The 15,632-nt window shown below is 51.9% G+C and carries 12 protein-coding genes; 3 read left to right on the top strand and 9 right to left on the bottom strand.

Going from position 1 to position 15,632, the window contains the following annotated elements; translation table 11 throughout:
- Position 1: 1 nt before the first annotated feature.
- The 4 genes from AC4G46_RS11145 to AC4G46_RS11130 form a co-directional block, all read right to left on the bottom strand.
- Positions 2–610: a GNAT family N-acetyltransferase gene (locus tag AC4G46_RS11145; RefSeq protein ID WP_491127992.1), complete on the bottom strand. Its 609-nt coding sequence runs from the start codon at positions 608–610 to the stop codon at positions 2–4.
- Between the two features lie 133 nt (positions 611–743).
- A complete protein-coding gene (locus AC4G46_RS11140; RefSeq protein WP_491127991.1) occupies positions 744–2,579 on the bottom strand; it encodes a UbiD family decarboxylase in 1,836 nt (611 codons plus the stop codon).
- 152 nt (positions 2,580–2,731) lie between these two features.
- A complete protein-coding gene (locus AC4G46_RS11135; RefSeq protein ID WP_491128843.1) occupies positions 2,732–4,159 on the bottom strand; it encodes an NAD(P)-binding domain-containing protein in 1,428 nt (475 codons plus the stop codon).
- 408 nt (positions 4,160–4,567) lie between these two features.
- Complete coding sequence (locus AC4G46_RS11130; RefSeq protein WP_491127990.1) at positions 4,568–5,005, bottom strand: hypothetical protein; 438 nt, start codon at positions 5,003–5,005, stop codon at positions 4,568–4,570.
- A 366-nt stretch (positions 5,006–5,371) separates the two neighbouring features.
- Here AC4G46_RS11130 and AC4G46_RS11125 point away from each other — a divergent pair, with 366 nt between their 5' ends.
- Positions 5,372–6,469, top strand: a complete 1,098-nt coding sequence (locus AC4G46_RS11125; RefSeq protein ID WP_491127989.1) for a S8 family peptidase — start codon at positions 5,372–5,374, stop codon at positions 6,467–6,469.
- 90 nt (positions 6,470–6,559) lie between these two features.
- Here AC4G46_RS11125 and AC4G46_RS11120 read toward each other — a convergent pair whose 3' ends face one another.
- Entirely contained in the window at positions 6,560–7,192 is a 633-nt protein-coding gene (locus AC4G46_RS11120) for a hypothetical protein (protein ID WP_491127988.1), read from the bottom strand.
- 372 nt (positions 7,193–7,564) lie between these two features.
- On the opposite strand from AC4G46_RS11120, the gene AC4G46_RS11115 reads away from it, so the two are divergent.
- Together AC4G46_RS11115 and AC4G46_RS11110 are read left to right on the top strand one after the other, a co-directional pair.
- Positions 7,565–8,734, top strand: coding sequence for a copper amine oxidase N-terminal domain-containing protein (locus AC4G46_RS11115; protein ID WP_491127987.1), 1,170 nt, complete (start codon positions 7,565–7,567; stop codon positions 8,732–8,734).
- Positions 8,735–8,760: 26 nt separating this feature from the next.
- Entirely contained in the window at positions 8,761–9,582 is an 822-nt protein-coding gene (locus tag AC4G46_RS11110; protein ID WP_491127986.1) for a GNAT family N-acetyltransferase, read from the top strand.
- 61 nt (positions 9,583–9,643) lie between these two features.
- Here the strand turns inward: AC4G46_RS11110 and AC4G46_RS11105 are convergent, their stop codons facing one another.
- The 4 genes from AC4G46_RS11105 to uvrA form a co-directional block, all read right to left on the bottom strand.
- Complete coding sequence (locus AC4G46_RS11105; RefSeq protein WP_491127985.1) at positions 9,644–10,429, bottom strand: nucleotidyltransferase domain-containing protein; 786 nt, start codon at positions 10,427–10,429, stop codon at positions 9,644–9,646.
- A gap of 127 nt (positions 10,430–10,556) precedes the next feature.
- Positions 10,557–11,864: an amidase gene (locus AC4G46_RS11100; RefSeq protein ID WP_491127984.1), complete on the bottom strand. Its 1,308-nt coding sequence runs from the start codon at positions 11,862–11,864 to the stop codon at positions 10,557–10,559.
- Positions 11,865–11,997: 133 nt separating this feature from the next.
- Entirely contained in the window at positions 11,998–12,456 is a 459-nt protein-coding gene (locus tag AC4G46_RS11095) for a GNAT family N-acetyltransferase (RefSeq protein WP_491127983.1), read from the bottom strand.
- A 305-nt stretch (positions 12,457–12,761) separates the two neighbouring features.
- Entirely contained in the window at positions 12,762–15,632 is a 2,871-nt protein-coding gene (gene uvrA, locus AC4G46_RS11090) for an excinuclease ABC subunit UvrA (protein ID WP_491127982.1), read from the bottom strand.

Below are 15,632 nucleotides of genomic sequence, written 5' to 3'. Positions count from 1 at the left end.
CTCATTTCACCGGCTCCGCTAGATTGAACCATTCGCTTCCCAGCAGTCCGTATGCAAAGGTATCATGCCATTTGGGTTCACCCTGCTCATCCTGCTTAAAATAACCGGTCTCGCGGAAATAGCCCTCTCTCCGCAGCTTCAGCCGTTCCAGCAGCCGCCATGACGGTGAATTATCCGGATCGCAGTGGGCCGTTACACGACGCATCTTCAAGTCTGTGAACCCGTAGTCCAGCAGCCGCCGGCAGGCTTCCGCCGCATACCCGCAGCCGTGAAAATCACTGTTAAACACATAACCCAGCTCCCAAGTGCGGAAAGCGTCAGGCTGCTGCTGCTGAAAATACAAATTGCCGATCAGTTTCCCCGAATCCTTCAGGCAGACGGCCCAAAACGCCGGATCACCGGATCGCCGCAGCGCCTCAGCCTCACACTGGGCTTCATTATGTACACCGTATGGCTCAAATTTTACAACACCCTCCCTGGAGAGGTACTCATACAAATCTACGGCATCCTCCGGCTTGAATCGCCGCAATATCAGCCGCTCTGTTTCCATCGCTTCCAATGCATTCACCTCATACTGATAGTTGTTGGACGTACCAGCTCTATCATCCATATTTTTCCTATCCAGTATAAATGAGCTCATGGGTTTCTTCAAATGAACATATGAAGGCGGTGAGCTTACACATGGAAAAGAAAAAGAGATGCCCGCCCGGCCGTTACCCGGCTGACGGAACATCTCTTATAAATTATTTGCGGATGCCGCTGAGGCTTCCGCCCTGCGCAAACACACGTTCAATATTGCGCTGCACATCCGGATCCGGAATGAGCGGCGGCGCCTGGTGCGGCTTCACGCGGGCATCGATAATTACATTGTCGCAGGCCCAGTGCTTGTGCACGATTCTGCTGTTTACACCGTGAATATCATGCGATGGGTTGCTGCGCGTAAAGGTCGCCCACAGGAAATTATTCAGCTCTTCGCTCATGAACCTGCTGTCATCGCACAGGATGATCATCGGGCATTCAGGCAGTGGTCCTTGCGCTGCAATAGCAGCATTCAAGCGGATCATTTCCTGCTCCGTATCCTCATACGTGGTGAAGGCAGGTCCCTGGAGTGCCACTATTCCCGGCAGCACCAGCTTGGCTTCACCGAAGCCCTCCAAAGAAGCCAGAACCTCCGGCACCTCTGTGCACAGCGTTCTTTTTACATCGCCCACTGCGGCAAAAACAACCTTACTCCCCGTGTTGATCCCCGTTCCCGAGTAATCCAGCGTATCAATCGTCGTATTCGTCTGAAAATGAAGATCCCGCCGCAGGTCGATCCGCTCCAGGATATACGTCAGGAAATCAGGGATATCATGCGTGCTGACCGGACGGTCCTCCACTGCAGTGATGAACAGATATTTAGCGAGGCTAAGCTGGCCGGTGCCGAGCACCCGGTTGGCAATCGTCAGCAGCTCGGCCGGCTGCTTCAGCTGCTGGTACGGCGTATAGCGCTCACTGCCGATGGCGAACAGCAGCGGATGCACGCCTGCCGCATCGACGGCATGCACTTCTTTTACACCGGGCACCTCATTTTTGATCGCACTGCCGGTCAGCTCATGGATCAGCTCTCCGAAAGCGGTATCCTCCTGCGGCGGCCGCCCGACTACGGTGAAGGGGAAGATGGCCCCTTTTTTGGCATAGACCTTATGCACCTTCATTACAGGAAACGGATGAGTCAGGCTGTAATAGCCCAGGTGGTCGCCGAACGGGCCTTCCGGCTTCGTATCACCGGGGTGAATCTCCCCCGTGATGACAAAATCCGCATCCGCACTGACGCAGAACCCGTCAACATAGCTGTAGCGGAAATGGCGTCCGCCGATCAGACCGGCAAAGGTCATCTCGCTGAGGCCTTCCGGCAGCGGCATAACGGCCGACAGCGTATGAGCGGGAGGCCCGCCGATGAAGCAGCTGACCTTGAGCGGCTCGCCGCGCTTGACTGCATGTGATTGATGAATCCCGATGCCGCGGTGAATCTGATAATGGACCCCGACCTCTTTGTTAATCTCATAATCGTTGCCGCTGAGCTGAATCCGGTACATCCCGAGATTGGAATTCATTATCCCCGGCTTGTCCGGATCTTCCGAATAGACCTGAGGTAGCGTTACAAAAGCGCCGCCGTCCCCCTGCCAGTGCTTGATCTGCGGCAGATCGGAGATCTGAATCTCCTCGAAACCGGACGGCAGTCCTCCGGGCAGCTTGAGCGGCAGCGCCTTGCGGGCGGCAAGCCCTGTGCCGACATATTTAAACGGTGCCTTCAGCGCCTTCACCGGATCATCCCGCAAGGCGATAACATCCTGGGAAGATTCCCAGGTATCCCGGAAAATAAACTTGCTGCGCTCAATCGTCCCGAACAGGTTGGACACGGCGCGGTATTTGGAGCCTTTTACCTTTTCGAATAATAATGCTGGCCCGCCTGCCTCATACACCTTCATATGAATGGCTGCCATTTCCAGATGAGGATCGACTTCCTCGGTAATCCGCACCAGATGCCCGTGCTTTTCCAGGTCATTAATGCATTCTTCCAAATTGCGGTATGTCATTGGTCTTACTCCAATCTGCAGAAGAAATATGAACCTCTTTATTATCAATGAGCCGGGAGCCGAGGTCAACGTTTGCGGGTTTTGCACTCATACAAAAAAAGAATGTCCCAGCCATTAGAACAGCTTAAGGACATTCCTTGGATATAGAAAGCTTATGATTTCATTCCGGCAGGCTGCCACTCCCCCGTAAATTCTGCCACATCATATTCGTAAAAAGCCTGCAGCACCGCTTCGCGGTCATCCGTGAACAGCTGATCCGCCACACCGGCAACCAGCTTCGGAATTGCGTTCCTCATTCCGGAAATCGCCGAGGCCGACAAGCCGTTGCTGGCCAGCGCGGAATAATTGAAGACAAATAATCCGTGCAGCAGCTCTTCCCCCGCCTTGTCGCGGCTCTGCAGCGCGAAGCCGGGACTGAGGTAAGGATGTGCATCGAGCAGCGGATTGGCCGTTTCCAGAGGAGCCTGATAACGGTCGCTCCAGCGCGCGATGTGACGCTCAATCAGCTGCAGCTCCGGGCGCAGCGCGGGATCGCTGAGCAGTCCTGTGCTGACGATCAGATAGTCAAAGGTAAACTCCCCCTTGGGTGTAGTTACCCGCGCCTGATCGCCTGCCGCTTCCACCTTCAGCCAAGGCGAGCCGAGATGGAGACGGAAGCCCGGCCAGGCCGCTGCACGGGCAAAGGTATCGTTCGTCGGCGGCTGATTGTAATTGAAGAAATGTGAGATGACCCCGTATTTGTCCGTATCCGCCAAGGTATGGAACCGTTCGATCATTCCCGACTGCTCCATCTGGCGGATCGGATTGATGCTGGGCAGCTGCTCACGGCGTACAAACACATGAGCTTCGGCAGCACCCTCCGACAGCACATAATTGGCATTGTCAAAGGCCGATGCACCTCCGCCGAGAACGGCGACCTTCCGGCCGGCCAGGGCGGCAAAATCAATGGCTTGCGAAGTATGGGCATACAGGCGCTCCGGCAGGCTAGCCGCAATCATCTCGGGCACATGCCACTCGCCTCCGCCCTGAATGCCTGTGGCAAGCACAACCTTACGGGCCAGCAGCACACTGGAGGGCGCTCCCGCTCCGGCGATATGCAGCCGGTGAATGCCGCTCCCGTCCGGCTCAATCAGCTTCAGGGTTACTTCATTAATAACCGGCAGACTGAGCACGCTGCGGTACCATCGCAGATAATTCATCCAGTCGCCGCGCGGAATTTTATCAACCGCTTCCCAGCCCCCGGAAGCGTTCTGCGCCTCCCACCAGGCGCGGAAGGTTAGCGATGGAATTCCCAGGTCAATAGAAGTCAGGTGCTTGGGAGTCCGCAGCGTAACCATCCGGGCATATGTCTCCCAAGGCCCTTCCCGCCCCTCCTTGTTCTCGTCAATCACCAGAATATTGGAGATCCGCTCCCGCAGCAGTCCAAAAGCCGCTCCGAGTCCGCTCTGCCCGCCGCCGACAATGACAACATCATATACATGACCTTCGGGATGCTCCAGGGAACGTACCCAGTCCGCGCCGCCGTAGGCCAGATAGGAAAGATCGGTATTCACTCGTTCGTTTAAAGCTTCCAGGCTCATCATCCCTCAGACCTTTCGCCGCTTTTCTTCAGGAACCTCCTGTGAACAGGCCGTTCCCATGCGCTTCTTTGTTGCCATATTATATCTGCTGTAGGCTGGCTTTTAAATATATATGTCAGGTTAATTGTCATTATAGCTAAAAAACGGCGGTGTGATTGTACATTCCAACCAATTTTTCAGCTTATAATGCCTAATCTTCTTGACAAGGATCATTTTTCTACGGATACATAAAGGATTTATGTAATAAATTATATCATATGATTGCGGTTTACTTTCCAGGAAAGTTTATTGCTATCAGATAAAACATAAGTGCAGGGCAGGCTGCCTGCGGTTAACCACTGCACACAAACAGCGCACCCCAATACCGGATGCGCTGTCTGCTGCCCGCTTTAACCGCTGAACACTGAATTAGAACTGGGCAATATAGAATTCGCGGTTGGCAGGAACAGTGCCCTGGAAGACTTGCTCGTTATCTTCGTTGTTGATTCTCAGAACATACTGGAAGTTGGTGAGGGTTCTGATGTCATAGAATACAGCTACCCCTGTATCGTCAAACGTTGCGTTGTACGTCTGGCTGCCACGGGTCAGCGTAGCTGTGAAGTCTGTAGTGCTCTTAGGTCTGTTGTTGAAGTTGACTGCAAGCACCACGAAGTAGAAGAATGTTTGTTTAACTTTGCGTTTTTTTCCGGCAACCAGCCTTACTTTTTTCGCCAGCAGAGCCTTTCTGGCCAGAAGGGCTTTTTTAGCCATTTGCGCTTTCTGGGCCTGAACCTTGGACGGTGTTACTTTCTTAGCAGTCACTCTGGATACACTTGCTTTTTTGACCATTGCTGCACGCTTTGCCATTAATGCTTTTTTCTCAGCTTCTCTCACTTTGCTTCACCACTTTCTTTTAAGATAGTGTATTAGATGCAAGCGAAGAGCAATCTGAAATTGATAATAACCTACTCTTGTAAAAATGTGATAATGTCTCAGTTTCATAGATAGGTATCCGATAGGCCGCTCTCTGCATAGGATGTGCTAGTGGAGAGGTGAAGCGAAGCAATGAGTGATTCAGTGTGGGTACGGCATTATGCCGCCAAGATAAACAAACCGTTACAGCACAAGCTCCGTAGTTCAAAAGGTTCAGCAAGGAAATCTGCGGCAGTCCCCGTAATTGTGCAATTCAGGCACAAGCTGACCCCTGCCCGGATGCAGGCTCTGCAAAAGCATTTGGGTACTCATTCCTTACCCGTAAAGCACAAGCTGCATCTGCTGAATGCCGTATCCTCGCATGTTTCTCTGAAATGCCTGGAGCGGATCTGCAGCTGCGGGGAAGTAGGAAAAGTCTATCTGGACGGAGTCAAAAAGGCTTCCCTGAACATTGCTACCCCTTCCATCGGTTCAACCGTCCTTCAGCAGACGCGGGGTCTTACGGGCAAAGGTATCAACATCGCGATTATCGACACAGGGGTATATCCGCATCCTGATCTGACCCGGCCGTTCAACCGGATTGTTGCTTTTAAGGATTTCATCAATCACCGGAAAAAACCATATGATGATAACGGGCACGGCACACATATCAGCGGTGATGCAGCAGGAAACGGATGGAGCAGCAAAGGCAAATATAAAGGGCCTGCGCCGGAAGCCGGCATTGTCGGTGTCAAGGTGCTCGACAGGGACGGAGAGGGCTACGACTCTACCATTATTAAGGGTATCGAATGGTGTATTGCCAACCGGAAACGGCTCCGGCTGCGCATTCTCTCCATGTCTTTCGGCGGACCTGCAGCGGCCACGGCCGAAGAAGACCTCCTTGTCCAGGCAGCGGAAAAGGCGGTCAAAGCCGGATTAACGGTAGTCATCTCGGCCGGCAACAGCGGTCCCGCAGCGCGTACAGTGGATTCTCCCGGAATAAGCCCTTCTGCGGTTACCGTCGGTGCCGTGAACGACCGGCGGACCATTACCCAGGCAGACGACCGGATCACGCCCTATTCCAGCCGCGGACCTGCGCCGGGAGGTAAGGTAAAGCCCGATATTGTGGCACCCGGAGAAATGGTCACCTCCCTCCTGGCCCCCGGCTCCAGAGTGGCCCGCCAGCTGGCGGGGCTGAGGGTAGGTAAAAACTACATCAAGCTGTCGGGCACCTCTGTCTCTACGCCGATTGTCTCAGGCGCGGCTGCCCAACTGCTGCAACTCCGCCCTTGCCTGACCCCGAAGCAGGTTAAAGCTGCACTGAAGCGTAACGCCTTCCGGCTGAAGCTGAAACCGAATACTGCCGGCAGCGGCGAAGTGAATATGCGCTTTCTGGACTGCGGGAAGAAGCGGAAATGATGAAGCTGCGGGATACAACCTGCTGGAAAACTTAAAGGCACGGGCGGATGCCCGTGCCTTTAAGTTTTCTTTTTATATGCATAATTCCCCTTAGGTTAAATCATTTAGCTCTTGAAGAACTTCCTTTACATCACAATTGGGATTTAAGAGATGGATCATCTCTTCCGTAATAGGGAAATCATCGTAAATTTCTTTAACAACATCTAACGATGGTGATAACTCAAAATAATCTGTTGCAAATTCTACAAAATCCTCTGGCGTATTGAATATACAACTCAATAAAAAGTCAGAACCGTCGCTTTCACCTTCTGGAATCTCAACTTTTCCCTTGTGCCAGCTACTATCACTGTTCTTCCGCCAAATACAAAAGGTCACATCTTCTTTTTCAATTGCATCATCTTCAAGTAAAGATAATAATTCCATTGGAACGTCATCATAAATCCCTTGCCATACTTTATGTTCATCTTGCGCATGAGGACTTAATCCAGATTCATGATCAAAGCCTTTAATTATGCAGCCTTCATGGGAAAATAGAATAATGAGATGATCCCCTGCCCCATTATCTATTTTCGCCATACAGACACCCTCAGTCCAATCTTGAATAAAGCTATGGTAGCGGAGCCATTCATCCTGACAAAAAATAATATTAAGGGACGCTTGGATTTTCATCAGCTTTTTCAAAATTATTGGATCTGGTAAACGCTCTAACACCTTTCCTTCCATGAATACTCCCCCTCTCATTTCAATGCTTACTTTACAATACAAATAAAGAAAGCAAAAGACCCGTAGAATCTCTTCTCGGTCTTATGCCTTTTCATATGCATATATCTTGAAATGTTGTTCATCCAAATATGTTTACTTGAAGTGGCAGTAGTACCGTTCATGACCGATTCCCCCGCCTTTCTGAAATCCCCCACAATCCAGAACTTTGATTTCTTTTGATAAACAGTAGTATATTCTAGTTCCGAGAAATTTTTGTATATTTTTTCTATTTTCCCTCAGATAAAGGAAACATTCTCCTTCATTCCTCGTCTAATCTTATAAATCACATATCTGTTAATGCTCCTATTTATTCTGAGAAGGAAGGTAGCCTGTATGATCAGAAAACTGCTGCTCCTGTCTACTGTAGGACTTATGCTCTTTTCAGGCATCGCACCTCCCCCCGCATCAGCCAAATCAGGCACCCAAGAAGTGAAATATTATGTGACTTATGGCAGTGACAGCGGCATGTCAGGAAGCTTCGTAGGTACCGCTTTAATTAAGAACGGTGTATCCTATCTGCCGGCTTACATCGTTAACAGCCTCGGTATCGAAACAACATGGGATAAGTCCCGCACACGCGCTTCATTCAGCGGCTGGGAAAAAAGCTTTGCTGTACGGCTTGGCAGTACAAGTGGCGTACTGGATAACGTCAGTGTGAACATCGGCGGCACCCCTTTTCTTGCCCAGGACGAGCTGTATCTGCCCGCCAAGTTCCTGGTTAAAGCGCTGGAGGGCGGTACGGTCCGCTGGGACGCCAAGACCCGCAGCCTGCTGGCTAACGGTCTCCATATGTACCGGGGGTATACAGAGACTTACAAGGGTACACGTTACTCCGTCTCGCTTGATACCGGCGACCTTTATATTGCATCCGGGAAAGCGGACAATCGTAAGCTCGCCCATCTGGGCAGAGGTCTGGATCTTGTAGACTTCACCTTCGAGGATACACCCGGCGGACTGACTGTGCTGCAGGTCAGAAACTCTTACGGTGAACCGCATCTCTATGCGGAATACTATACCTATCTGCTCAAAAACGGGGCACTTATGCGCCAGGCACATACCGATTTCCATTCTACCTTTGATGAGCCGGCTCTCTGGTCCGGGGACAGGCTGCTGATGAACGACGGGCAGACTCTGCGTCTGATCGAAGACGGTACCGGTGCTGTAAAAGAAACCGTCGACTTGCCGAAATTGATGGGGACCAGCGTAACACGGGACGTTTATTACAATGTGGAGGCTTTTTATTCCGATGTGGCCCTGATCCGGCCGGGCGATACTGCCTTTTTGACTGCTGTTGACCGTTCCACCGGCACCCAGACCCTGTTATATGAGCAATTACCTGCAGCCGACAGCAAATGGATATTGGACCAGTGGGACTCCATGTTCCCCGGTGATGATCTGCGGTTTGAAGGCCGCAGCGGCAATGAGCTAACTATCCGGGCTTACAATCTTGGCTTTGAGAGCAAGGAAAAACAGTTCGTATATACTCTGCCGGCATCGCAATAATTTAAAACCTATGGGGTGTACCAACAATGAATATACGTAGAGCAACAGAAGCGGACGCACTGATTTTAGCAGCCATAATGAAAGAAACCTTTGACGCAGAGAAGCAGCGCTATTCCCCGGGAAATGCTGTACAGGATCATAATCTTTCCCCGCCGGGTTATGACTCTGCCGTCATGCATGCCTATTTCATTGAGCAGGCCCACTATTACGCCATAGAAATGGACGATAAAGTCATTGGCGGAGCCTGTGTAGAGTATAACGGCAGAAGGCATGCCAGGCTGGATAAAATTTTTATTGATCCCGCATACCAAGGCCGGGGATTGGGCTCCAGGATACTGGCTTTTCTGGAAGCAGAGTTTCCGCTGGCAGAGGCCTGGAAGCTGGAAACCTCGGACAAACAGACGGCTAATCATCATTTCTATGAAAAAGCCGGATATTCCCGGATCTATGAATCCGAAGCGGAATTCGGTTACGAGAAGCGGATAGCTGCTTCCCCGCGGAAGGATGAACCTACAGCCTGCTTCAAGGATCAAACTCTGCCTGAAGCAGCGTTTGAGAACTGTCTGATGAGCGGGGCGGATTTTTATAATATGAACCTGGAGCAGGCCAGCTTCAGCAACACTAATTTATCCGGCAGCTTATTTACTGACAGCAATATGAGCGGATCAAGGTTCACCAACCTGAATCTCATCCAATCGCTCATCGGCGATCTGAGATTAACCGGAAGCAGAATAATCGGCTGTGATCTGTCAGGCGTGGACATCCGGCACTGCAACACAGATGGTCTGACAATAGACGGAATACCGCTGCAGGAACTGCTGGCTGCTTACAAAAAGATGAATCCTTAGTTTCAACAATAATAAAGCAGCCGCCGGACACTGAACAGGTCCGGCGGCTGCTTTATTATGTTTATAAATCTAGTACCGGCACCATACCGTCTATCCAGTTCAGCTGGCTGTCCAGCATAAACCTCACAGTCCAATGCTCGTTAGAGGTGTACCAGTCATGGAATCCCGTAACGCTCTCATACAAGCGTTCGATGGATTCCGGAGTCTTGAGCGTAGCAACAGCATCCAGCAGTTCCATGAAATTGTCCGGCTTAGCCTCTGCCAGCTCCAGCTCCTTGAACAGCCATTTATAAGAGGGGAACAGCCTGTTATTATAGGCTAATATCAGCCGCCCGGCGAACATGACGTAATTCGTGCGGGAATAGTCCATCAGCAGCTGGTTCTCTCTTTTCAGGCCTTCATAGTAATACCATTTCCATGTCTCCAGCTGGGCATAGAACTTCTGAATATTCTCTTCTTTTTTCTCTGCAGGATAGCAGGAAGCTGCCTGGATCAGCTCGTCAAGTCCGTTGATTCTGGAATAGGCAACAAAGGCATCCTTAAACGCATATTTGGCTGGCTCGCTTCCGGATGCGGCGACCTTTCGGATATAGTCTACCGACAAGCATTTACCATCTACGTAGCCGCCCTCATAAGGAGTCGATTCTGTTTCAAAATAACCGATTTCCCCGGTACCCAACGCCTGCCGGTAATCTTCCTCAGAGAGTACAATCATGATATCAATATCCGAGGTTTTATTGGCATACCCGTGCGCAACCGAACCGCCAATAATGACGCCGAGCACCTCTTCTCTGGCCTGCATCTTGAGAGTAATGGCTTCAATGGCTTTTTGATGGTGAGGATACAACTCTATCACTCCTAGCTTAGATTAATAATTAATAATTTTATTAATTAATCAATATCAAAACTAATCTTATCCATAAAAATAATAGCACATGCCGTTTGAAAAGAATACCAGAATTTGTGAGTCCCAATCAGATTCTGTCCGGACAAAGATCCTGCGCCACCTGCCGTGTCCAGGCCAGAAGCCATTCATCTTCCCCGTAGCTGCCGACACATTGAAAGCCGAGCGGCAATCCCCCTATACTGGCCGCAGGAATACTGAGAGCCGGACATCCGGCAAAGCCCCAGACCGCCGTCATGCCGGACCAGCCGGTATTGTTAGCCTCCAGCCTTGGCGCAGTACCGCCCTGTGCCGGTGATACCCACAAATCTATCCCCTCCTGATCCATGAGGCTCTTCAGACGGTCTCTTAATTCCAGCTGCAGCTGCCGGCATTCAGCCAGCTCCTCCTCCGGAATGGCCGCACCGCTGAGTATGGCTTCCCTGACACTTGCACCGTAATCTTGTTCATACGCGCCGAACAGCTCTGCGTGCTCACGGGCCATTTCTCCCTGTATAAACCGCAGCATCGCATTCCCGTAGATCAACTCATCCTCCCAGGGCATCTGAACATGCTTCACCTGATAGCCAGCCTGCTCCAAGGATTGAATCTGTGCTGCAAAAACCGCTTTTACCTCATCAGACATCAGCTCCATATATACCCCGCGCGGGATGCCAAGCACAGGCTTACGACTCACCTGCCGGGCATTCCATTCCGGTATGAGCAGTCCGGCTGCTGTCTCCATGCCGGACAAATCCTGAGTAAACAATCCGATCGTGTCAAATGAAGGCGACAGCTTGATTACCCCGTCCAGCGGAATTCTGTCATAGCTCGGCTTAAAACCCGCCACTCCGCAAAAAGACGCCGGCGCGAGAACAGAACGTAAGGTCTGTGTCCCCAACGCCAGCGGACATAGGCCTGCTGCAACAGCAGCAGCCGAGCCTGCACTTGACCCGCCGGGGGTGTGTGCAGGATGATGCGGATTAAGGGTAGCAATCGGCCCATGGTAGGCAAATTCCTCGGTCACCGTCTTTCCGGCAATAACGGCTCCCAGCGCGCGCAGACGGGTCACTATGGATGCCTCCCCGCCAGCCAACGCCTCAGCAGGCAGCCGGGAGCCTGCGTGTGTGGGCAAGCCCTCAGTATGAATCAAATCCTTTATCCCGACGGGAATACCCCAAAGGGCCGGTTTACCGGCGGTGCCGGTGAGTGAAGCCAGCAGACGCTCCTGTTCCAGCTGGAGCCGCTGCTCCAGCCGGGCTTCGGGCACAAAGGCATGAATCTGCGGCTCCAGCTCCCGGAATTTTGTCAAATAGTTGTCAATCGATTTCCTGAGCGAAATCTCAGCCTCTTCAGTGTTATGTGCCGGATTGTTAAGAGAATTCCGGACGAGCTGCATATCATCATCTCCAGGATCAGTTTGGACATTCTCCTGACATACGCAGCCCGCCTGCAAAGGTTACATTTTTTTCCTGAATAATTCCTCCGGAATAAAGATCGGCGATTTGTGTCAGACAGCTAAATTTTACAGCCTAGCGCTTAAGTATAAATTTCTGATGCGGATAATCAAACTCCTCGGTCAGCTCAGCTTCCACAAATCCAAATTTCTGATACAGCGGCCGGGGTGCAATCCCTTTTTCATCCTCCGCCCGGAAGGTAGTCACACTAATCTCCGCATCCGCCGGGAATAACGAGATCATAAGTTCAATCATTGCGGATGCAATCCCCTGTCTTCGGTGACCAGGATGGACCGCCATGCAGGAGAGGCATTTCGAGTTGTACGAGAAAAGCAAGAGTCCTACTACCTCCCCGTTATCTTCAGCACAAATGGCTGTCTGCCGGTTGATATTTTTGATCACAGTCTGCCGGTAGCCTTCCAGCTGTTCAGCCGTATCCAGGCCGGGAAAGTTGTCACGGACAAATCCGATCATTGCCATCCAGGAATCAAGCTCCGGTAACTCCGCTAATCTTACTTCGTAATTTGAGTTCACTTATCGGTCTCCTTTCTTATAAACCGAGATTTACTTTTTTCCTGTTTAGTTTGCTGGCTTCTTTCGTGATTGTACTTTGTGCAATAGATTTACTTGCAATACTGCCAAAAAATCCAATCTATTGCACTCCGTACAATTGATTTCAGCATAATGGGGTTAGAATGCCTGAAACCTGAAAATCTGCTGTACAAAGTACAACAGATCTCATTTTCAGGGTGATATAACGGTTTTCTGTTGTACAAAGTGCAATAGAACATCCCTCACACCTTCAATCAGAAGGTTAGCTAAAATGCTCCCCCTCCATTCTACCCCAGCACACTCCGCAAATACCGTCCGGTATGCGACGCCTCGACCTTCGCAACCTGCTCCGGTGTCCCCTCCGCAACCACAAAGCCGCCGCCGTTGCCGCCTTCCGGCCCCATGTCGATGATGTAATCGGCGGACTTTATCACATCCAGATGATGCTCGATCACGATGACGGAATGACCGCCGTCCACCAGCTTGTTCAGCGCGAGCAGCAGCTTCTGGATGTCGGCCAGGTGCAAGCCGGTGGTCGGCTCATCGAGAATGTACAGATTGTGAGCGCCGCGCTTGATCTTCGCCAGCTCATTCGACAGCTTGACCCGCTGCGCCTCCCCGCCGGAAAGGGTGGTCGAGCTCTGGCCGAGTGTCAGATATCCCAGACCGAGCTCGTTCATAATGCCCAGCTTATGCTTCAGGTACTTGTGGTCTGCAAAAAACTCCGCAGCCTCCTCTACCGTCATATCCAGCACATCCGAGATGGATTTCTCCCGGATTTTGATCTCCAGCCCTTCCTCCGAAAAACGGTTGCCCTTGCATACCGGGCAGATCGTTTCGATGTCGGCCATGAACTGCAGGCTGGTGACGATAATCCCGTCCCCTGCACAGTGCTCACAGCGGGTCCCGTTCGCATGGGTCAGACTGAAGTCAATCGATTGATAGCCGCGCTCCACGGCCTCCGGCTGCGAGGCGAACAGATCGCGGATTTTATCATACAGCCCGATGTAGGTGGCCGGGTTCGATTTGCTGTTGCGGCCGATCGGCGACTGGTCGATGTTGATGACATGGTTCACCAGGTCTGCGCCGAACACATAGTCATGTTTGCCGGCAACGATCCGCGCACCGGTCTTGTCAATTTTAAGCTGCTTCGTCAGGATCTCGTTGATCAGCGAGCTTTTGCCTGAACCGGACACGCCCGTGATGCAGATGAATACATTCAGCGGAATATCGAGATCGACATCCTTCAGATTGTTCTCCCTTGCGCCTTGAACAGAGAGAAAGAAGTCCCCCAGATTGCGCCGCCGCTCAGGTACAGGAATAACCGTTCTGCCGGACAGATAGCCTCCTGTGACAGATTCCGCCGCACCCTTTATATCCTCTAGCGTCCCGCTCGCGACAACATTCCCGCCGTGAATCCCCGGACCCGGGCCAATCTCGATGATATGATCAGCACAGCCGATCGTTTCCAGATCATGCTCGACGACAATTACTGTGTTACCGAGGTCGCGCAGCTTTTTCATCGTCTCAATGACTCTGCCGGAATCGCGGGGATGCAGTCCGATGCTTGGCTCATCCATGATATAGAGCATGCCCATCAGCTCGCTGCTGATCTGGGTAGACATTTTGATCCGCTGCATCTCACCCCCGGAGATACTGTCACTGCGTCTGCCGAGATTAATGTAATGCAGTCCGATCTCAATCAGCAGGCTAATGCGCGTATGCAGCTCGCGGACAATCGTCTCTGCCACATCACTGACCTCCGGCTCAAAGGTGAGCGCCGTAAGAAAAGCCAGCAGCTCCTGCAGCTGCATCCGGCTGAGCTGATCGATATTTTTGCCGCCGACCGTTACCTGCAGCCGCTGCTTCTTCAGCCTGGCGCCGCTGCATTCCGGGCAGATTTTTTCAATCATGCAGTCTTTAATGAAGCTCGGCTCAAACGCCTCTGTTGTGGAGGATTTGCGGATATAGTGCTTGTACCAGTTCTCCATCTCATGGACAAAGCCGCCAAAGGCCCGGTCCCGGCCGGTCATCCAGTTTTTCTTCTGGGAAAAAGGCGGCTGCAGCATCGGCACAAGCTCACCCCGGGTTCCGTAGAAGAGCAGCTCGTGAATTTCTTTTGGCAGCTCATGAAACGGGGTATCCAGACTGAAATTGTATTTCTGGGACAGGCTGTACATCAGCACCGTGCGGTAGCTGTCCTTGCCCGAGGGGTTGAACACCGTATTCTTAAGCGCGCCTTTGCTGATGCTCTTCTCCGGGGCGACCACCAGGAAATGCGGCTCTACCACATAGGACATCCCCACCCCGAGACAGGTATGGCAGGCGCTCGCCGGCGTGTTAAAAGAGAAATGGAACGGCTGCATATCGCACAGGAAGAAATGATGATCCGGGCAGGCGAAATGCTCGTAGAAGTCCTGCGGCGCTCCGCCAATCACCTCCACCTTGATCATAATATCCTCGTCCAGTGCCAGTATGGCCGCTTCAATCGACTTGGTGAGCTGGATATAAGTGTCATGGCGCAGCGTAATCCGGTCAATTACAATCTCGATTACATGGGACTTGCTCTCATCTGTCTCCAGCTCATCCCCCAGCGATACCGGGTCCCCGTCGATCAGGAGATGCTTGAAGCCCTTTTCGCGCAGCTGCTGGAAGGTGTAGCTGTAATCTTCCCCGTACATTTTGTATACCGGAGCCCGAAGCTCAATGACCGTCCCTTCCGGCAGACTGGTAATATGCTCGGCGATCTGGGCGGCGGACAGCTGGCGCAGCGGCTTGCTGCATTCCGGACAATGCCCCGTACCCGCTGTGGCGAACAGCAAGCGAAGATAATCATTGGTATCCGTAACCGTTCCGACCGTGGAGCGCGGGTTATTATTGCCTTTTTTCTGCTCAATGGCAATGACCGGGGATAGGCCGCGCACGTAATCCACCTTGGCTTTTTTGAGCTGGCTGATCCGGCTTTTGGCAAAATTGGAGATGGAATCGAGAAACCGCCGCTGCCCCTCCCCATAGATCACATCGAACGCCAGAGAGGACTTCCCGGAGCCGGAGACGCCTGTAATGACAGTCAGCTTATCTCGCGGAATTTCGACCGACACATTCTTGAGATTGTTTTGCTTCGCCCCGGAGATTTCAATGCTCGTTCTTATGGACAT

This window comes from Paenibacillus sp. fava2, assembly GCF_058313675.1.
The sequence above is the reverse complement of the archived record's forward strand: the minus strand, read 5'-3'. Positions and strand labels throughout refer to the sequence as shown.